Here is an 18,345-nt window from a genome sequence, read left to right as displayed (position 1 = left end):
AACCAAGGCCGAGTCGATCGATTTCGGTTAGCGGAATTTCGTCGAACGAGAGGATCCGGGTGTGACGCCGGAACAAGAGACACTGCTGCGCGACATCCAGATTCAGCTGCGTGGACCAGGCCTGTCGGGCTGGCCACAGCTGGGGACCGGCGCGGACGGTCGGCACCGAACACTGGTGGAGGGGTTGGCTGCAGCCCTGGCACGGATCGGTGAACTGGAGCAGCAATCCATGCAGCTGCGAACGCAAGTGAGTGAATTGCGTGTCGAGATCAGCGAATTGGAGGCGACAACGGCGGAACTGGCCGAGTACATCCGACGGATGGACTTCCAGCACTGGCCGTGGCCGCTGTCGCTGCTTGCTGGCCCCATCTCGCTGCTCGGTGCACAACTCTCGCGCTTGGAGGCGCTCTGGTCGGAGTTTCCTGGTTTGCCGAAACCTCCCGGAGACGGCCGATGCGCAACGATCGACAACGATCGAAAGGCGACACCGGAGGTGTTGGACCCTCGGTGACCTCGCGCGACGCACAGCATTCCACGCGAGGCACAGCATTCCAACTGCAGCCGATGCCGACAGGGGAGAAGAAATCAAGAATCGCCACACGCAATACCAGGGTGGCGATGAGCGGGTTCCCCGGGGGGACCAGGAGAACCCGCCCTCACAGCGAGAGTACCGGCATCCAGGTCTGGATGCAGCGGTTTCCGCGGACTTTTCTACCCACCACAAACGAACTCTCAGTGCAAATCTCGCCCTACAGCAATCTACTTGCAACTGAGAAATTCGCAATCATGCGACTTCCCTGCCGAAGTAGAATTAGCTGATACATAGCTATTAGTGTCACATCGACCTGGATAGCCCACTGAACGCCGCGGCGCGATCCGGTACGATTGGGTGGTCGGGGCGTCGCCGGGACAGTTGCGCCGATATCTCAGGAAGTTCGAACCCCGGGCGCATCGTCCGGTGCGTACACGTCGAGTTTTGGTAGGCAACCGTTGATCTCGTGAGAGGGAACCCTGTCACATGGCAGTCAAACGAGCACCGTCGAAGAAGGTGCGTGCCGAGCAGGCCCGCCGTCCCAAAAAGAATCCGCTCATCGCCGCGGGTATCGAGAAAGTCGACTACAAGGACGTCAATCTGCTGCGCACATTCATCTCCGATCGTGGCAAGATTCGCAGCCGCCGCGTCACCGGGCTGACTCCCCAACAACAGCGACAGGTCGCAATCGCGGTGAAGAACGCCCGCGAGATGGCGCTGTTACCGTTCACCAGCCGGTAAACCGATTCCTATGGCCGCCACCGACCATTGGGCGGTGCACTGGAGTTCGTTCGAACGCACGATGTATCAGATACCGAGCCGCCCCACTACAGTGACGATATGCATCGAATCCAGGGTGGGTGCGCCATTGCCGCCATGCTTACCTTCCTCGCTGCTACCGGCTGTAGCCACACGGACGGGAACGAGAACGAGCAGACCTTGCCTACCCCGGCCGCAGAGTCGCAGGCGCCTGTCGAGGATCCCCGCGGAGGTCGAGGGATACGGTTCACCGCCGACTCGACGATAGTCGGAGCTCACCCGATTCCATTCGAGTCCTGGACTCGGCTACCGGACAACAGGATAGCGGTGAATTTTCAAGCGGGCGCACCGGAATGCTACGGAGTGGACGCATCGGTCACCGAGACCACCGATACCGTCACGGTTGCACTGCGCGCAGGCCGACCTTCCGACGCGGTAGGGCGGATGTGCACCATGGTCGCAGTCTTCGGCACCCTGGAAGTGTCGCTGAACAGTCCGCTGGGCGAGCGCACAGTACTCCGGGCGCACTAGCGAATACCGTGCCCAACCAGTTCGGCACGGTATTGCGGGTCCAAGGGTGTATCAGTGCGCGAAGTGGCGGGCGCCGGTGAGATACAGGGTCACGCCTGCCCGACGCGCGAGATCGATCGTTTCCTGATCCCGCACCGAGCCACCGGGCTGGACGATAGCGCGGACACCAGCATGGATCAGAGTCTGTGGCCCGTCCGGGAATGGGAAGTACGCATCGGAAGCTGCTACCGAGCCCTTGGCGCGGTCACCGGCTCGCTGTACCGCAAGACCGACCGCGTCCACCCGATTGACCTGACCCATGCCGACACCGACAGCAGCACCGTCGTGCGCGAGCAGGATCGCGTTCGACTTCACCGCGCGGCAAGCGCGCCACGCAAATGCCAGGTCGGCGAGCGTCGGCGCGTCGGCGGGAGCGCCCGCGGCCAAGGTCCAGTTGTCCGGATCGTCGCCCGCGGCATCGAGCACATCCCGCTGCTGGACCAGCGCGCCACCGCTGATCATGCGCAGTTCCACACCGGTACGACGAGGCGGGCGGGCAATGAGGATGCGCACATTCTTCTTGCGCTGCAACACTTCCACCGCACCGTCGGCGTAGGACGGCGCCACGATCACCTCGGTGAAGATCTCGGCGACTTGCTCGGCCATCTCCAGGGTGACCTCACGGTTCGCGGCAATCACCCCGCCGAATGCGCTGACTGGATCACACGCATGCGCTTTACGATGCGCATCCGCGATGTCGACGCCGAGCGCGATGCCACAGGGGTTCGCGTGCTTGATGATTGCGACGGCCGGCCCCTCGTGGTCGAACGCCGCCCGCCACGCGGCGTCGGCGTCGACATAGTTGTTGTACGACATCTCTTTGCCGTGTAACTGGTGAGCCTGCGCCAGCCCGAGACTGCCGTCGCCATTGGTGTACAGCGCCGCGGTCTGATGCGGATTCTCGCCGTAGCGCAACACAGTCGACCGCTGCCATGTGCCGGCGAGCCACTCGGCGACCGGCATGGTTCGGTCGCCGAGCTCGTCCTCGGCCGCCAGTACGGTGGTCATCCATGTAGCGACCGCGACGTCGTAGCTTGCCGTGTGCTGAAAAGCCTTGGCGGCCAGCGCCACACGGTCGGCCAGCGTGAAGCCGCCGGACTTCACCGCGGCCAGCACGTCGGCATAGTCGCTGGTGTCGACGACCACCGACACCGACGAGTGGTTCTTCGCCGCGGCGCGCACCATCGACGGACCGCCGATATCGATCTGCTCCACGCACTCGTCGGGGCTCGCGCCACTGGCCACCGTCTGGCTGAACGGATAGAGGTTCACCACGACCAGCTGGAACGCCTCGACACCGAGTTCGACCAACTGGTCGACATGCTCCTGCTTGCGTGGATCGGCGAGGATACCCGCGTGCACTCGTGGATGCAGCGTCTTGACTCGACCATCGAGGGCCTCCGGGAAGCCGGTCAGATCCTCCACCTTGGTCACGGGGATGCCCGCGTCGGCGATCTTGCCAGCTGTCGATCCGGTCGAGACCAGTTCGATGCCCGCAGCGTGCAGGCCGGTCGCGAGCTCGATGAGGCCGGTCTTGTCGTAGACGCTCACCAACGCCTTGTTGATCGCTGTGCGTTCACTCACCGAAGCACTCGCTCATCTGGAATAACTGCCTTTCGTCCATCGGAGACAATCCCTCTGGTCGCGACGGCGGCGACGACGTCCACCAGTAACCGTCGCTCGACGACCTTGATCCGCTCGTGCAGGGCGGCCTCATCGTCGCCGGACTCCACCGTGACCGCCTCTTGCGCGAGAATCGGCCCGGTGTCCACGCCCGCGTCCACCATGTGCACCGTGCAGCCGGTTACCCGGACTCCATAGGACAATGCGTCCCGAACTCCGTGCGCGCCTGGAAACGCGGGCAGCAGCGCGGGGTGCGTATTGATGACCCGTCCGCCGAATCGACGCAGGAAAACCGGACCGAGCAGCCGCATGAACCCCGCGGACACCACGAGATCCGGGTGATAGCGATCGACGGCGTCGGTGAATGCGACATCCCACGCGCCGCGGTCCGAGAAGTCTTGCAGGGCCACTCGGAAGTGCGGCACACCAGCGGCGTCCGCGTGGTCGGTGGCGTCACACGCGCGGTCGACGCCGACGGCGACGACCTTTGCCGGGTGGTCCGGTGCTGCGGTCGCGTCCAAGAGCGCACGCAAGAGTGTGCCGGCACCCGACGCCAGCACGACGACAGTGGCCGGCACCCCGGCGGGTTTCCACGGAGCGGTCGGGTACGTCAGCGCTCTACTCCTGCTGCGATCGGTCGGATGGCGGCCGGGCAACGATGCCGCCGGGATAGAGCCTAACGACCGTCCTTCCACCGACCGTCCTCCAGGTCTGCCTCGACGATTTCTGCGTCGATGATGTCCTGGGCACCGTGGTTGCGTCCCCGAGTCTCGGTCTCGATCGCTGGTCGCTCATCGATGAGCTCGGCATCGAGTTCGAGATCGAACTCCGGTGCCAGGTGGTCGCGACGGCCAGAGGAGCCCGAGTCCAGGTGATACCCGTCGCCGGAGAACTCGTCGTACCGGTCCGACTCGTCGTAGGGATCACTGCTGTCGAAGGAGGTACGGTCACCCGGGGACGATCCGACAGGGTCGATGAACCGGCGGGCGAAGGCCAAACCCAGCCAGCCGAAGACCGCCAGCCAGGCGAAAGTGAACAGTGCGAATCTGGGCAGAGCCACTCCGACCTGGCCATACGCACCGAGCGCGCCTCCCGCCGCCCAGGCAATTGCTGTCGATGCGAATGTCGCCACGGCCGCCGACGTCAGCGTGGCCCAAGGCGCGGTGATCCGATCGATCGAGGTACGGGCGCAATCCAGCCCACCGACCACGCCGACCGCCGCAGGAATCACCAGCAGCGCCACCCACCACTGTGCCGCTGGCCCGGTTGGCGCCGCAACCAACAACGGAAAGGCAGGCATCGGCCCACCGACCACGGAGAACAAGCCGAACGACGCCGAGCCGACCTGGGCGCTGGAGCCGACAAGAATGCCGGCCCCGAGGACCACCAGATTCGGCAGATAGACCAGTGACAGCAATGTCAGGCTGATCACGCCGACGCCGTTACCGGCGAATTCGTAGGTTTCTCCGAGATGCGACAGGTTCGCCAGGAATGCCACGGCGGCCACCAGGGCGGCGCCGGCCAGCAACCGCAGGACCGACCGGCGCGCACCATCGATACCGGAGACCGCCCAACCGGACAGGCGCAGCCGCGCGAGGACACGCCCCCGCATACGAGTCACGATGCCACCGACAGCAGCCAGTGAGTAGAGCGCCGCAACCCATGCAAACGCGACGAGGGGGTTCGGCGGGCGCACGGTGCCGACACCCGCAGCGTCTTCGACGACCGCCAGACACACCGAGGTGACCAGGAGCGGACCGCCCACAGCGGCACCCACGATCCACCACAGATCAGCCCGGGTGCAGCGTGGCGGCACAGCGCGTGCGCATTCCCGTCCGGTCAGCCATACCAGCAATGCGGCCGGCAACAAAGGAAGTAACCCCAGCGAGGTCTCCCCGATGGTCAGCGGAACGTGGTGTGCGCTGAGCCAACTGGCGCAGACCACAGCGGCGGCGTCCGCGAGGTCGCTGCCGGCCGACAGCAACGCGATGCACACCGCGACCACGATGACGGTCAGGCCGAATGCCGCAGGCCGACCAGCAACCGCCAGGAGAACACGAGCCCTCTCGGGGGTCAACGTCGAGAACTCGGACTCGCCGGGCCTGCGACGCGGCGGTGGCACCTGCGATGCGGTTTGGCGCACCAGCGAGTTTCTCGGGAAGTTCATGGCTGTTCAGCGTGGCAGCTTCCCCAGCGCGAGCGGATCAGGCGCGCCGTCGGCAGCGACCGCTGCGCTGAGGAGCCAACCCGGCCTACCGGGTGTCGTCCGAGGGGCGGAACGGCCGAGTGGCCTCGGCGGCCGGATCGCCTGCCTGCTCACCGCCGAACGGACTTCCCGGCTGGGTCGGGGGGTTCTGCGGCCCGAAACCCGGCGCACCGTAGGGCGACTGGGAGGTGGCAGGCTGCCCGCCGAAGTTGGGGTGGGCTGCGTCATCGGGCTGTGCCTGGGCGCCGTAGGGCGCACCTTGTGGCTGCGAACCGTAGGCCGTGGTTGGGGGATTCTGTCCGTAGCTTGGCTGTTGCTGAGCGTATGGCTGGCCTTGGCCGTAACTCTGCTGGCTGTGGCCATACGGTGAGGGCTGCGCGCCGAAATGCGCCGAGGCGGGCTGGCCACCGTGCCCGGGCGGTGCATACGCTCCTGCTGGGCTGTACCCGGGCTGTCGCTGCGGGTATGCCTGCTGCCCCTGCCCGAACAGCTGCTGACCATAGCCACCACCGAACGCGCTCGCCGTCGTACTCGGGCGCGCTGGCGGGGCCGTCAGGATGCCCGCGTCGAACAGCGTCGCCACAACTGTCAGCGCGGCCTGCACGAACACGACCACGAGCAGTACGAACGCACCTACCTCCAGCTCGTCGAAGGGGAGGTTGAACGACTGGATCAGCAGCGCGAAGAAACCCGCGGTCGAGGCGGCACCCGCCATGCCGATCACGTTCTGCTTGGGCAGCAGCGCCAAACCCGCGAGCAGACCGCCGAAGAGCGGCAGTCCGAGCAGCGCACCGAAGCCCAGCTCGAACGCGCTCGCCGACAGTCCGCCGGGCCCGCCGGCATAGGGCAGGAATCCGAGTAGGAAGGCAAGCACGCCAAGCGCCGCTGCGCCCACGGTCAGCAGAAAGGGTAAGCCTTTGCCACCGACGCCACCACCGCTACCAGCAGCGGCCGATCCTGAACTGGCGCCCCCCAGGGCCGAGCCCGGGCTGGAGGGCGCTGCGGGCGAGGGTCCGTTGTACCCGGAGCCCCCGGTCGGGTATGACATGTCGTCTCCTCAATCGAGTCGTCTTCATGCGGCTGGATGTCTTCCGACGCTACTTCGCTGCCCCGCCCCAGGTCGCCCTGTGCCGCTTGCCGGCGCGAGCGCATACGCTCATTTCCCAGCAGCTCGACGCACACCGTAGCGCATACGCCTCGAACCGGCACCGCTCGCCGGTTGGTCGAATGCACAGGCGGATTCGGTTCTGATCGCTCTCTTCGGGTGATCGGTACTGCGAAAACGAGCCGTTCCTCGAGAACGAGCGGTGGTCGGGCCGCCCCGGTTCAGAGAAGGAAGCAGATTACGGAGCCGCCAATATACCCACAGTCACGGGCATGGGCACGAAGGCGCTCGGGCTGTACCCGATACACACGGCAGAGGCCGCCCCATACACACGGCAGAGGCCGCCCCGATACGGGGCGGCCTCATGTTCGAACGATTCTCAGGCGCTGACGCCGACCTTCGCCAGGATCTCCCGGGCCAGAGCGGCGGTCTCGGAGGGCGTCTTGCCGACCTTGACCCCCGCGGCCTCGAGTGCGTCCTTCTTGGCCTGGGCAGTGCCCGACGAGCCGGATACGATCGCGCCAGCATGGCCCATCGTCTTGCCCTCGGGAGCAGTGAAGCCGGCCACGTAACCGACCACCGGCTTGGTGACGTTGGCCTGGATGTAAGCCGCGGCCCGCTCTTCGGCATCCCCACCGATTTCGCCGATCATGACGATCAGCGCAGTCTCCGGGTCCTTTTCGAACGCTTCGATGGCGTCGATATGGGTGGTGCCGATAACGGGGTCGCCACCGATACCGATGGACGTCGAGAAGCCGAGGTCACGCAGCTCGTACATCATCTGGTAGGTCAGGGTGCCGGACTTCGACACCAGCCCGATCGGCCCCTTGCCGGTGATGTCCGCCGGGGTGATCCCGACCAGCGACTCTCCTGGCGTGATGATGCCGGGACAGTTCGGGCCGATGATTCGGGTCTTGGCGCCCTTCTCGACGTTGTAGGCCCATGCGTAGGCCGTGTCCTGCACCGGAATACCCTCGGTGATGACGACCAGCAGAGGAATTTCCGCGTCGATGGCCTCGATGATGGCACCCTTGGCGGCCTTCGGCGGCACGAACACGATGGACACATCGGCGTCGGTTTCCTTCATGGCCTCGGCCACGGTGCCGAACACCGGCAAGTCGATCGCGGTGCCCGTGCTGTCGACATGACCGACTGTCGTGCCCGCTTTGCGCGCATTCACACCGCCCACGACCTGGGTTCCCGCCTTCAGCATCAACGCAGTGTGCTTGGTGCCTTCACCACCTGTGATGCCCTGGACGATGACCTTGGAATCCTTGTTCAGGAAGATAGACATTCGCTTTTCGTCCTTACTCGGCCGTCGTTATCGGGCGGCTGCCAGTTCGGCTGCCTTGTCGGCGCCTTCGTCCATTGTTTGTGCCAACGTGACCAGCGGATGCGCGGCCTCGACGAGGATCTTGCGGCCCTCGCTCACCCGGTTGCCGTCGAGGCGAACGACCAGCGGCTTGTTCGCGTTCTCACCCAAGATCTCGAGGGCTTTCACGATGCCGTTGGCGACCGCGTCGCAGGCGGTGATGCCGCCGAACACGTTGACGAACACGCTCTTGACCTGTTCGTCGTTCAGAATGACATCCAGACCGGCGGCCATCACCTCGGCCGAGGCGCCACCACCGATATCCAGGAAGTTGGCGGGTTTCACGCCTCCGTGACCTTCACCCGCGTACGCGACGACGTCCAGGGTCGACATGACCAAACCCGCACCGTTGCCGATGATACCGACCGCGCCGTCGAGCTTGACGTAGTTGAGATCGTTCTCCTTGGCCTTCAGCTCGAGCGGGTCGGTCGCCTCCTTGTCGGCGAACGGCCCATGGTCGTCGTGACGGAATTCGGCGTTCTCGTCCAGGGTGACCTTGCCGTCCAAGGCGAGGATCTCGTCACCAGGGGTACGCACCAATGGGTTGACCTCGACCAGAGTGGCGTCCTCCGCGACGAAGACATCCCACAACTTTTGGATGGTCACGGCTGCGGTGTCGAGCACTTCGGCGGGCAGGTGTCCCTGCTCGGCAATCGAGCGTGCAAACGCGAGGTCGACACCAGCGACTGGATCGACCGGCACTTTGGCCAGCCGCTCCGGTTTGGTCGCGGCGACCTCTTCGATCTCCATTCCGCCTTCGACCGAACACATGGCCAGGTAGGTCCGGTTGGCTCGGTCCAACAGGAAGGAGATGTAGTACTCCTCCGCGATGTCCTTGGCTTCGGCAACGAGCAATTTCTTGACGACGTGGCCCTTGATGTCCAGACCGAGGATGTTCTGCGCATGCGTGAACGCGTCGTCCGGTGTGGCCGCGTACTTGACGCCGCCGGCCTTGCCCCGGCCACCGGTCTTCACCTGGGCTTTGACCATCACCGGTTTGCCGATTTCCTCCGCGATCGCGCGGGCATCCGCGGCCGTGTCCGTGACGCGGCCCTCCGACGAGGGCACTCCGTGCTTAACGAAGAGCTCCTTCGCCTGATATTCGAAGAGATCCATGTACTCACCGTCTCGTCTGCGTTGCGATGACAACGTCTTTGTTGGCGGCCCGATGTCGGAAGCGGGTCGGGTCGGACTTTAACCAGTCACATGGACGGCCAATCGGCCACATACATCCTAAGTGGCCCAGGTCACGCCGCCACCGTCGAGAGGGCAAAAGCGCTGGCCAACACTACCGGCGAGTAGGTTGCCGAGGCCGCAGCAGGTAGCACCGCCCGACCCGGAAGCACCCGGTCGACTACGACAATTCGTCGTCGAAAAACCTCTCCGCCCCGCCCGTTCCCCAGTGAGCAGTTTCGGTCTCGAATGTGATCAATATCACATGCCCACTGCGGACCGGGCGCTCCGCTTGTGGGCATGCAATCGTTTCGTTACCGTCAACGAGTCGATGTCACAACATGGTCACGACAGGAGGACGGCAAGTTTGACGCAGCACACCGCTCCGCGGACGCAGAGCTCCTCCATGCCCGACCGCGCGATACCGCCTACCGAGCGGCGTTCGGCATCGTCCCGCTCCAGGACACCTATCCCCGGTACGACGTGGCACTGCCGATGAACGACCACTCCTCGTCATTCCCCGATTCGCCATTCCCCGATCGCCCGCGAAGAGGGCATCGTTACCGTCCGGACGACGAACCGTTCGCGGTGGCCGGCAAGCCCGTCGTCTCCTCCGTGGGCCGATCGCACAGCGCACTGCACGGCGCCCCGCCATCCGCCGGAGACGCCGAAAGCGCAGGCGACCAGCTGCCGGACAGCATGACCGCACGAGTCCAGACGCCATTGTCGGAGCGCTACTCCGACAACGCACCCGGTGACAATTCCTGGGATGTCCGCAGCGGATGGGACCAGCCCGATTGGTCGCAACAGAACTCCTGGTCGCAGCAGAACTCCTGGCCCGATGGCAACGCCTGGGACACCGGTCAAGTCTGGAATTCCGGTGCGACGTGGAGCAGCCACGACTCCTGGACATCCGACCCCGTCGGCTGGGACGCCTGGACACAGGAGGGCGCCGAACCGGAAACCACCACCCCTGAAGACGCGAAGCCCGTCCAGCCGGCCACGGACAAGCGTCGCGGCGCGCACCGACTCCCCGCTCCGCCCGCCGCCCTCAAGGGCCGCGCTGCCGTCGCTGCCGTGGCCGCTGGCGCAGTGGTCGCCGCGGGCCAGGCCACCTTCGCCTCGCCCGAGGACTCGGCGCACACCGTCGACTACGAAGCAGGAGGGCGGATCCATGAGATCGCTGCGCAGTCGAATCAGCTCTCCGACCCCAGCGCCACCTCCGAATCGCCCCAAATCCTGAATGTTGCGGCCCCCGCCGATCTGGATCAGTTCGGCGACATGTTGGAGAAGGGCCAGAAATTCGCCGAAGATCTCGCTGCTCGGGAAGCAGCGAAGCTTCGCCCGCTGTTCAGCAAGTTCGCTTCCGGTACGTTCACGTCGGGATACGGCGCCCGTTGGGGAGTGCAGCACCTGGGTATCGATGTCGCAGGGCCGATCGGGACCCCGATCTTTGCCGTGGCCGACGGAACCGTGATCGAGGCCGGCCCTGCCGGGGGGTTCGGCATGTGGGTCCGTTTGCTGCACGATGACGGCACGGTCACTGTCTACGGCCACATCGACACTGCCACCGTGTCTCAGGGGCAGCGGGTGCTGGCCGGCGACCAGATCGCCACCATCGGCAACCGCGGGTTCTCGACCGGACCACACTGCCACTTCGAAGTGTGGTTGAACGGTACCGACAAGATCGATCCGGTTCCCTGGCTGGCCACCCGTGGCATCAGCCTCACCACGGATCGCGACTGATGTGCCCAGCTGATGGCGAACCACCCCACAGCAGCACACATGGCAACCGACCGCTAGGGCACCGCGGCGATCGCTAGCCCCAGCAATGCTACGACCTTGGTGAGCTCCAGGCCGACATACCAATAGTGGGCCCGGGAGCGGGGCAGCTCTTCCCCGGCGAGCACCCGGTTCGAGCGACGAGTCAGAGTCGGGCGCACTGCGAGGATCTGCAGCGACAACAGCGCCACTGCCGCCCCCAGCCACAACCGGACAGCGTCTCCCGGCGTCACGACGACCGCTGCGAGCACGAGCAGCACAGCGAGTACGACCTCGGCGCCGTTCAGCGCGCGAAAGACCAGTCGTCCGATACCGAGACCGAGCGGCACGGTGATCCCGGGTGCACGAAACTTCAGCGGCGCCTCCACAAACGAGATGGCCAGCACCATACCGAGCCACAATGGGGGAAGAAGCCACACGACGTGCTGCGCGAACACCTGCATAGCGCGGACGCTACCGGCGGTAGGGGTCCATCGGCAGAGCCGAACGGCCCTGCCGATGGACACGTCGATGCGTCCGGAACCCGGCCACGGTCGGGTTCAGAGTTTGACCAGTGTCCGGCTGTATTGCGGGATCAATCGGATCTTGCCCGCAGTGCCGAAGTCGATGGTCACAGTGGCCAATGGTCCGAACCCCTCGGCGGCGATCACACGACCGAGGCCGTATTTGTCGTCGCTGACGCGATCGCCCACGGCCAGCCTCAGGTCTGTGTTGTTGCGCGTCGCGCCACCGGGTGCAGGTCGACGGCCCTCACGGCCGCGTACACCGGGGCGCGGTTGTGACCAACGACCGTCATCGCGCGTCCAGTCTCGCCCTGCCTCGTCGTCTGCGCCACCCCGACGCCGTACACCTCCTGGCGTGGTCGATCCGGCCGGTTCGAGCCGCCGCCAGTCGAGGAGATGACCCGGAATTTCTTGGAGGAAGCGGGATTCCGGATTGGACACCGGCTGCCCCCACCCGGAACGCACGATCGCCCGGGTGAGGTAGAGCCGCCGCCGTGCCCGGGTGATGCCGACGTAGGCGAGACGACGTTCCTCGGCCAATTCGGTGGGATCACCCAAAGCTCGCATATGTGGGAACTGTCCATCTTCCCAGCCGGTCACGAACACCACCGGAAACTCGAGACCTTTGGCCGTATGCAAGGTCATCATCGTGACCACACCGGACCCTTCGTCGGGGATCTGGTCGGTGTCGGCGACCAAGGAGACCCGTTCGAGGAACGCGGCGAGCGATCCGGGATCGGGCTCACCCTCACCCACCTCGGGCAACAATCCCTCCTGGCGGGCCGCTTCGGCGTTGTTGAATGCCTCGGAACTGAATTCCCTCGCAACGCTGACCAACTCGTTGAGGTTGTCCAATCGGGCGCCGTCCTGCGGGTCGTCGGATGCCTCCAACTCGGCGCGGTATCCGGTGCGCTCCAGCACTGCCTCGACGACATCACCTACATCCGAATAGTCCGAGTCCACTCGGTCTCCGGATCGCCGGATCCCGTCGAGTAGGTCGAGGAAGCCCGCAATGGCCCGCTGCGCGCGCGTATTCAGCAACGCCACGGTGCCCTCGGCAGCATCGCGCAGCGCGGCGGCGAAGCCGATACCCCGCTGTTCGGCATGCACGGCGACGCACGCTTCGGCACGATCACCGATGCCACGGCGCGGCGTGTTCAGGATCCGTCGGATGCTCACCGCATCGTCCGGGTTCTCCAACACGCGCAGGTACGCGACGATGTCGCGCACCTCCTTGCGCTCGTAGAAACGCACGCCACCGACCACCTTGTAGGGCAGCCCCATCCGAATGAAGATCTCTTCCAGCGCACGGGAGTTGTTGTTGGTGCGATAGAACACCGCGACGTCGCTGAAGCCGGCCTTGCCCTGATCGACGAGCCGATCGATCTCGCGCGCCACGAACGACGCTTCGTCGTGCTCGTTGTCGGCGACGTAGCCGGTGATCAACTCTCCCTCGCCGGAATCGGTCCACAGCTTCTTCTCGCGCCGGTTCTCGTTGCGGGAGATCACCGCGTTGGCGGCCGACAAGATGTGCTGAGTGGAGCGGTAATTCTGCTCCAGCAGAATGGTTTCCGCGTCGGGGAAGTCGCGCTCGAACTCCTCGATATTGCGGATGGTGGCGCCGCGGAAGGCGTAGATGGACTGATCGGCGTCGCCGACGACACACAACTCGCTGGGCTCGACTCGGTCTGCGACGAGGTCCCGGTCGTCGTCCATGTGATGTCCGACCAGCTCACGGACCAAGACGTACTGCGCATGGTTGGTGTCCTGGTACTCGTCTACCAATACGTGCCGAAAGCGGCGGCGGTAGTACTCGGCGACCTGTGGATGGCTCCGCAACAACGTCACGGTCTCACCGATCAGGTCATCGAAGTCCATGGCGTTCGCCGAGCGCAACCTGCGCTGATATTCGGTATAGACCCGAGCCACCGTACCGGACAGTTCGGCGTCGTCTGCCTCGGCATCTGCGGTGGCACGGTCCGGATCGATCAGTTCGTTCTTGAGATTCGAGATCGCGGTCGCCAACAAGCGCGCCGAGTACTTTTTGGCATCTATGTTCAGATCGCGACCGATCATGGTGAGCAGCCGGCGCGAATCGTCCGCGTCGTAGATCGAGAAATTCGAGTTGAGACCCGGCAACAAGCCGGCCTGGCTACGCAGAATTCGCACACAGCTGGAGTGGAACGTCGACACCCACATGGTGTTGGCACGTGGTCCGACCAGTCCGGCCACTCGCTCGCGCATCTCGGCGGCCGCCTTGTTCGTGAAGGTGATGGCGAGAATCCCACCCGGGGTCACGCCTCGGGCGGCGAGCAGGTAGGCGATGCGTCGAGTGAGGACGGCCGTCTTCCCGGATCCGGCTCCCGCCACGATCAACAACGGCGATCCGGCGTGCGTCACCGCCGCGCGCTGCGGTGGGTTCAGATCGGCGAGCAGTCGTTCGACCTCCTCGGCCCGCCGTTGCTCCCGCTCGCTGCGCCGCCGGTCGTGTTCGGCGTCTGCCAGCGGCGCGGCGAAGCCGCGCCGCTGTGCGGCTTCTGCGCCGCTGATCTGCGGATTCGACGATCCAGCCGGTTCCATGGCCCGACCGGCCTTCGTGTTGGGAGCCACCGTGATGTCCATCATCGACCACGCTACCGGCGGGCACCGACACAGCAGAAGGCCCGGGTCGGGTTGGGTATCGGGTTCACCCGGCCGTACAGACGGCCGCTCCTGCGGCAGCCCCGGCAAGATGACGTGACATTTATAAATACAATCGTTTTGCATACTTTGCAACACGTGGCAGACTGGCGACATGCTCAGCGCTCGAACGACACATCCGCTCCGGGTAGCAGCCGGACACGGTATCTGTCGAGCCTGTACCTGAGCGCGGCATCGACTGGGGGATAGTATTCGGCCTCCCCAGGCCTGTTTCACGGTGAAAGAACCGGTCGGTGGCGGCCGAGCGCACGCCCCGACCGATGTTCTGACGCGAGGAGATGAATGATGAGCACCTCTGCTACGACGACCGGATCGGATGCCGCGTTGCCGCAGACCGAGACCGAGATCGACACGCTCCGCAAGGAGATCGACCGCCTCGACGCGGAGATCCTGGCCGCGATCAAGCGTCGGTCGGAGATTTCTCAGGTCATCGGTAGGACTCGAATGGCTTCGGGCGGGCCACGCCTGGTACACAGCCGCGAGATGAAGGTACTCGAACGCTTCAGCGAACTCGGGCAAGAGGGGCATACGCTCGCCATGCTGCTACTGCGCCTGGGCCGAGGTCGCCTCGGCCACTGACGGCCCGGCCGAGGTCGCCTCGGCCACTGACGGCCCGGCCGAGGTCGCCACGGCTACTGTCACCCTGGGGCCATCCCGGTCGCTCGGCGCCCGGTCACTCGGAACCCGACCACCTCTGCTGATCGGGCTCCGAGTATCACCGTGTAAGGTCCGAGTATCACCGTGTAAGGGGAGTACCGCTACGTAAGGGCGATGTACTTGGTCGACAAGTATTCCTCGATTCCTTCGATGCCACCCTCACGACCGAACCCGGACTGTTTGATACCGCCGAACGGCGCAGCGGGATCGGAAATGGCTCCTCGGTTGACGCCCACCATGCCCGATTCCATGCCCTCGGCTATTCGGAGCGCGCGATCGAGATCGCGTGTATAGACATAGCTAACCAAACCGAACTCGGTGTCGTTGGCGGCGGCGAGCCCCTCCTGTTCGGTCTCGAAGCCGATGATCGGCGCTACCGGCCCGAACACCTCCTCACGCAGAATCCTGGCATGTGGCGGGACATCACCGAGAATGGTGGCCGGATAGAACCATCCGGGTCCCTCGGGCTCCTTGCCGCCCAGCAACACCCGAGCGCCGGCCACCACGGCGTCATCGACCAGTTCACGAACGATCCGGAGTTGCTCCTCGTTGACCAGTGGGCCGAGTGTGGTGCCCGGATCCGTGCCCGGTCCCATCCGAACGCTGCCGGCCATGGCATCGACCAGCTTGGTCGTGAACTCATCGAGGACGCCGTTCTGCACGTGGAAACGGTTCGCTGCCGTGCACGCTTCACCACCGTTGCGCAGCTTCGCCAGCATGGCCCCCTGTACCGCCGCGTCCACGTCGGCGTCGTCGAACACGACGAAGGGCGCGTTTCCGCCGAGTTCCATCGAGGTACGCAGCAGCTGATCGGCAGACTTCGCCACCAGTGTCTTGCCGACTTCGGTGGAGCCGGTGAACGTCAGCTTGCGCAGACGCGGATCGTCCAGCAACGGCTGGGTCACTGCACTGGATCGGCTGGAGGTCACCACCGACAGCACGCCGTCGGGAAGACCGGCCTCGCTGCATATCGAAGCCAGCAGCAGCATGGTCAGCGGAGTCGCGGACGCCGGCTTGACGATCATGGTGCATCCCGCGGCCAATGCGGGGCCGATCTTGCGCGTGCCCATGGCCAGGGGGAAGTTCCACGGCGTGATCGCCAGGCACGGGCCGACCGGGTGTTTGTGCACCATGATCCGGCCGGTGCCCGTCGGCGCCTGCAGGTAGCGCCCCTGTATCCGAGCGGCCTCCTCGCTGAACCAGCGGAAGAACTCGGCGCCGTAACGCACTTCGTTGCGGCTCTCGGGCAATGCCTTGCCCATTTCCAGAGTCATCAGCAGCGCGAACTCCTCCGCACGGGCATCGAGCTGCTCGAACATTGCCCGCAGAATTTCCGCGCGGGTCCGCGCGGGCGTGGCCGCCCAGTCCGCCTGCGCCGCGACCGCGGCCTCCAGCGCACGCATCGCGTCGTCCGGCGTCGCATCCGCGACCTGGGTCAACACCTCACCGGTCGCCGGGTTGTGCACTGGGAACGTTCGCGCTCCGGTGGCATCGACGGGCCCGCCGATCCACAGCTGTTTCGGCACGGATTGCAGAACTTCACGTTCGGACACCATGGAGCCAGCCTATGCGGTGACCGCGCAACACCGGTGACCTGCCGTGCATGTAGCCGTGCCTGCTTGTACTCTCGGCGAACGTGAGCAGCGACATCACCGCGACGGCGGCCTGGGGGAAACTGCACGAACACCACCACACCGTCGGCGGTAGGCACCTCAGGGAGCTCTTCGCCGAGGATCCGGCCCGCGGCGTCGAATTGACCGTCCAGGTAGGAGACCTGCACATCGACTACAGCAAGCATCTGGTCACCAGGGAGACGCTGCTGCTGCTGGTGGAGCTGGCACGCGCAGCGGGTGTGAGCGAGCGCAGGGACGCGATGTATCGCGGCGAGCACATCAACACCTCCGAAGACCGTGCAGTCGGCCACGTAGCGTTGCGACTACCCGACGGGGAATCGATGACCATCGACGGCGTCGACGCCGGGGAACAGGTGCGTGCGGTGCTGAGCCGCATGGGTGAGTTCACCGATGCGCTGCGGTCGGGCCGTTGGCGCGGCGCCACCGGTAAACCGATCACGACCGTGGTCAATATCGGCATCGGCGGATCGGATCTGGGTCCGGCGATGGTGCACCGGGCGCTGCGTCACTACGCGGGAGAGGCCACCGCCGGGTCGGACACCGGTATCGGTGCGCGGTTCGTATCCAATGTCGACCCCGCGGACCTGGTCGCGAAACTGGTCGGGCTCGACCCCGCCACAACGCTGTTCGTCGTCGCCTCCAAGACCTTCTCCACGCTGGAGACGCTGACCAATGCGACAGCGGCACGGCGCTGGCTGGTCGCTGCACTCGGCGAAGACGCGGTCGCCAAGCATTTTGTCGCCGTCTCCACGAATGCACAGCGAGTCGCGGATTTCGGCATCGATACCGAGAACATGTTCGGTTTCTGGGACTGGGTCGGCGGCCGCTACTCGGTGGACTCGGCGATCGGACTGTCGGTGATGGCGACCATCGGGAGGGATCGGTTCGCGCAGCTTCTCGCCGGAATGCATTCCGTGGACAGACATTTTGCGACTTCACCACTGGAGCGGAATGCACCGGTACTGCTGGGCCTGCTCGGCGTCTGGTATTCGAACTTCTTCGATGCGCAGTCCCGCGCGGTGCTGCCGTATTCGAACGATCTGGCGCGATTCCCCGCGTACCTGCAACAGCTGACCATGGAGTCCAACGGCAAATCGGTCCGCTCGGACGGCACTGCGGTCACCACATCCACTGGCGAAATCTTCTGGGGCGAACCGGGAACCAACGGCCAGCATGCTTTCTATCAGCTGCTGCATCAGGGCACCCGGCTCGTTCCGGCCGACTTCATCGGCTTCGCCCGCCCCACCGACGACCTGCCGACCAGCGACGGCACCGGCAGCATGCACGACATCCTGATGAGCAATCTGTTCGCGCAGACCCAGGTTCTCGCCTTCGGCACGACCGCTGCGGAGATCCGCGCCGAACAGGGCGCCGCGACGAGTGCGCAGCAGGCACTGGTGCCGCACAAGGTGATGCCGGGCAACCGTCCGAGCACCACCATTCTCGCGCCGCAGCTCACCCCCTCGGTCCTCGGCCAGCTCATTGCGCTCTACGAGCATCAGGTCTTCGTCGAAGGCGCGATCTGGGGCATCGACAGTTTCGATCAATGGGGCGTCGAACTCGGCAAACAGCAGGCCCTCGCCCTGGCCCCGCTCCTGGCTGCCGCCGAAGAGCCCGAGCCGCAGAGCGATTCATCGACCGATGCGCTGATTCGCTGGTATCGCGCAAACCGATGACCGCCCTGTGGGGGCGGTCCGGCTCGCCCACAAAACGCCCGCGAGCTGCGCAA

At 65.2% G+C, this 18,345-nt stretch carries 15 protein-coding genes; 6 read left to right on the top strand and 9 right to left on the bottom strand.

Going from position 1 to position 18,345, the window contains the following annotated elements:
• Positions 1 to 61 precede the first annotated feature (61 nt).
• The 3 genes from K940_RS0111225 to K940_RS0111215 all read left to right on the top strand — a co-directional run bounded on the left by K940_RS0111225 (position 62) and on the right by K940_RS0111215 (position 1,822).
• Positions 62 to 511 (top strand): hypothetical protein, encoded by a 450-nt coding sequence (locus K940_RS0111225; protein WP_028477629.1) that lies wholly within the window; start codon positions 62 to 64, stop codon positions 509 to 511.
• 507 nt (positions 512 to 1,018) lie between these two features.
• A complete protein-coding gene (gene rpsR / locus K940_RS0111220; protein WP_028477628.1) occupies positions 1,019 to 1,273 on the top strand; it encodes a 30S ribosomal protein S18 in 255 nt (84 codons plus the stop codon).
• Between the two features lie 99 nt (positions 1,274 to 1,372).
• A complete protein-coding gene (locus K940_RS0111215; protein WP_028477627.1) occupies positions 1,373 to 1,822 on the top strand; it encodes a hypothetical protein in 450 nt (149 codons plus the stop codon).
• A 51-nt stretch (positions 1,823 to 1,873) separates the two neighbouring features.
• Here K940_RS0111215 and purH read toward each other — a convergent pair whose 3' ends face one another.
• The 6 genes from purH to sucC form a co-directional block, all read right to left on the bottom strand.
• Positions 1,874 to 3,445 carry a bifunctional phosphoribosylaminoimidazolecarboxamide formyltransferase/IMP cyclohydrolase gene (gene purH / locus K940_RS0111210; protein ID WP_028477626.1) on the bottom strand — a complete coding sequence of 524 codons (1,572 nt, stop codon included), beginning with the start codon at positions 3,443 to 3,445 and terminating at the stop codon, positions 1,874 to 1,876.
• The gene (purN, locus tag K940_RS0111205; protein ID WP_028477625.1) at positions 3,442 to 4,062 is read right to left on the bottom strand and encodes a phosphoribosylglycinamide formyltransferase; all 621 of its coding nucleotides are present in this window, start codon (positions 4,060 to 4,062) and stop codon (positions 3,442 to 3,444) included. The genes purH and purN overlap by 4 nt, the downstream gene beginning before the upstream one ends.
• A 98-nt stretch (positions 4,063 to 4,160) precedes the next feature.
• Positions 4,161 to 5,651: a DUF6350 family protein gene (locus tag K940_RS0111200; RefSeq protein WP_028477624.1), complete on the bottom strand. Its 1,491-nt coding sequence runs from the start codon at positions 5,649 to 5,651 to the stop codon at positions 4,161 to 4,163.
• 85 nt (positions 5,652 to 5,736) lie between these two features.
• Complete coding sequence (locus tag K940_RS0111195) at positions 5,737 to 6,738, bottom strand: DUF5336 domain-containing protein (protein ID WP_028477623.1); 1,002 nt, start codon at positions 6,736 to 6,738, stop codon at positions 5,737 to 5,739.
• A gap of 436 nt (positions 6,739 to 7,174) precedes the next feature.
• Positions 7,175 to 8,089 (bottom strand): succinate--CoA ligase subunit alpha, encoded by a 915-nt coding sequence (gene sucD, locus K940_RS0111190; RefSeq protein WP_028477622.1) that lies wholly within the window; start codon positions 8,087 to 8,089, stop codon positions 7,175 to 7,177.
• Between the two features lie 27 nt (positions 8,090 to 8,116).
• The gene (gene sucC, locus K940_RS0111185) at positions 8,117 to 9,283 is read right to left on the bottom strand and encodes an ADP-forming succinate--CoA ligase subunit beta (protein ID WP_028477621.1); all 1,167 of its coding nucleotides are present in this window, start codon (positions 9,281 to 9,283) and stop codon (positions 8,117 to 8,119) included.
• A 552-nt stretch (positions 9,284 to 9,835) separates the two neighbouring features.
• Between sucC and K940_RS27865 the strand changes: the two genes are divergently transcribed.
• A complete protein-coding gene (locus tag K940_RS27865) occupies positions 9,836 to 11,086 on the top strand; it encodes a peptidoglycan DD-metalloendopeptidase family protein (protein ID WP_028477620.1) in 1,251 nt (416 codons plus the stop codon).
• 53 nt (positions 11,087 to 11,139) lie between these two features.
• Here K940_RS27865 and K940_RS0111175 read toward each other — a convergent pair whose 3' ends face one another.
• Complete coding sequence (locus K940_RS0111175) at positions 11,140 to 11,565, bottom strand: hypothetical protein (RefSeq protein ID WP_028477619.1); 426 nt, start codon at positions 11,563 to 11,565, stop codon at positions 11,140 to 11,142.
• 96 nt (positions 11,566 to 11,661) lie between these two features.
• Positions 11,662 to 14,247: a UvrD-helicase domain-containing protein gene (locus K940_RS0111170; RefSeq protein ID WP_028477618.1), complete on the bottom strand. Its 2,586-nt coding sequence runs from the start codon at positions 14,245 to 14,247 to the stop codon at positions 11,662 to 11,664.
• Between the two features lie 363 nt (positions 14,248 to 14,610).
• Between K940_RS0111170 and K940_RS0111165 the strand changes: the two genes are divergently transcribed.
• The gene (locus K940_RS0111165) at positions 14,611 to 14,904 is read left to right on the top strand and encodes a chorismate mutase (protein ID WP_081706305.1); all 294 of its coding nucleotides are present in this window, start codon (positions 14,611 to 14,613) and stop codon (positions 14,902 to 14,904) included.
• A gap of 179 nt (positions 14,905 to 15,083) precedes the next feature.
• Here the strand turns inward: K940_RS0111165 and K940_RS0111160 are convergent, their stop codons facing one another.
• Entirely contained in the window at positions 15,084 to 16,538 is a 1,455-nt protein-coding gene (locus K940_RS0111160) for an NAD-dependent succinate-semialdehyde dehydrogenase (protein WP_028477616.1), read from the bottom strand.
• Between the two features lie 80 nt (positions 16,539 to 16,618).
• On the opposite strand from K940_RS0111160, the gene pgi reads away from it, so the two are divergent.
• Positions 16,619 to 18,292 carry a glucose-6-phosphate isomerase gene (gene pgi / locus K940_RS0111155; RefSeq protein WP_028477615.1) on the top strand — a complete coding sequence of 558 codons (1,674 nt, stop codon included), beginning with the start codon at positions 16,619 to 16,621 and terminating at the stop codon, positions 18,290 to 18,292.
• Positions 18,293 to 18,345 lie beyond the last annotated feature (53 nt).

It is taken from the genome of Nocardia sp. CNY236, assembly GCF_000482385.1.
Taxonomy (GTDB): domain Bacteria; phylum Actinomycetota; class Actinomycetes; order Mycobacteriales; family Mycobacteriaceae; genus Nocardia.
Note: the sequence above shows the minus strand (reverse complement) of the source record. Positions and strands in the feature narration are given on the sequence as shown.

What these genes read in the sequence shown, in the direction of transcription:
- rpsR (WP_028477628.1), top strand. Translation starts at nt 1,019, where the DNA reads ATGGCAGTCAAACGAGCACCGTCGAAGAAGGTGCGTGCCGAGCAGGCC.
- K940_RS0111215 (WP_028477627.1), top strand. Translation starts at nt 1,373, where the DNA reads ATGCATCGAATCCAGGGTGGGTGCGCCATTGCCGCCATGCTTACCTTC.
- K940_RS0111200 (WP_028477624.1), bottom strand. Translation starts at nt 5,651, where the DNA reads ATGAACTTCCCGAGAAACTCGCTGGTGCGCCAAACCGCATCGCAGGTG.
- K940_RS0111195 (WP_028477623.1), bottom strand. Translation starts at nt 6,738, where the DNA reads ATGTCATACCCGACCGGGGGCTCCGGGTACAACGGACCCTCGCCCGCA.
- sucD (WP_028477622.1), bottom strand. Translation starts at nt 8,089, where the DNA reads ATGTCTATCTTCCTGAACAAGGATTCCAAGGTCATCGTCCAGGGCATC.
- sucC (WP_028477621.1), bottom strand. Translation starts at nt 9,283, where the DNA reads ATGGATCTCTTCGAATATCAGGCGAAGGAGCTCTTCGTTAAGCACGGA.
- K940_RS27865 (WP_028477620.1), top strand. Translation starts at nt 9,836, where the DNA reads ATGAACGACCACTCCTCGTCATTCCCCGATTCGCCATTCCCCGATCGC.
- K940_RS0111175 (WP_028477619.1), bottom strand. Translation starts at nt 11,565, where the DNA reads ATGCAGGTGTTCGCGCAGCACGTCGTGTGGCTTCTTCCCCCATTGTGG.
- K940_RS0111170 (WP_028477618.1), bottom strand. Translation starts at nt 14,247, where the DNA reads ATGGACATCACGGTGGCTCCCAACACGAAGGCCGGTCGGGCCATGGAA.
- K940_RS0111165 (WP_081706305.1), top strand. Translation starts at nt 14,611, where the DNA reads ATGAGCACCTCTGCTACGACGACCGGATCGGATGCCGCGTTGCCGCAG.
- K940_RS0111160 (WP_028477616.1), bottom strand. Translation starts at nt 16,538, where the DNA reads ATGGTGTCCGAACGTGAAGTTCTGCAATCCGTGCCGAAACAGCTGTGG.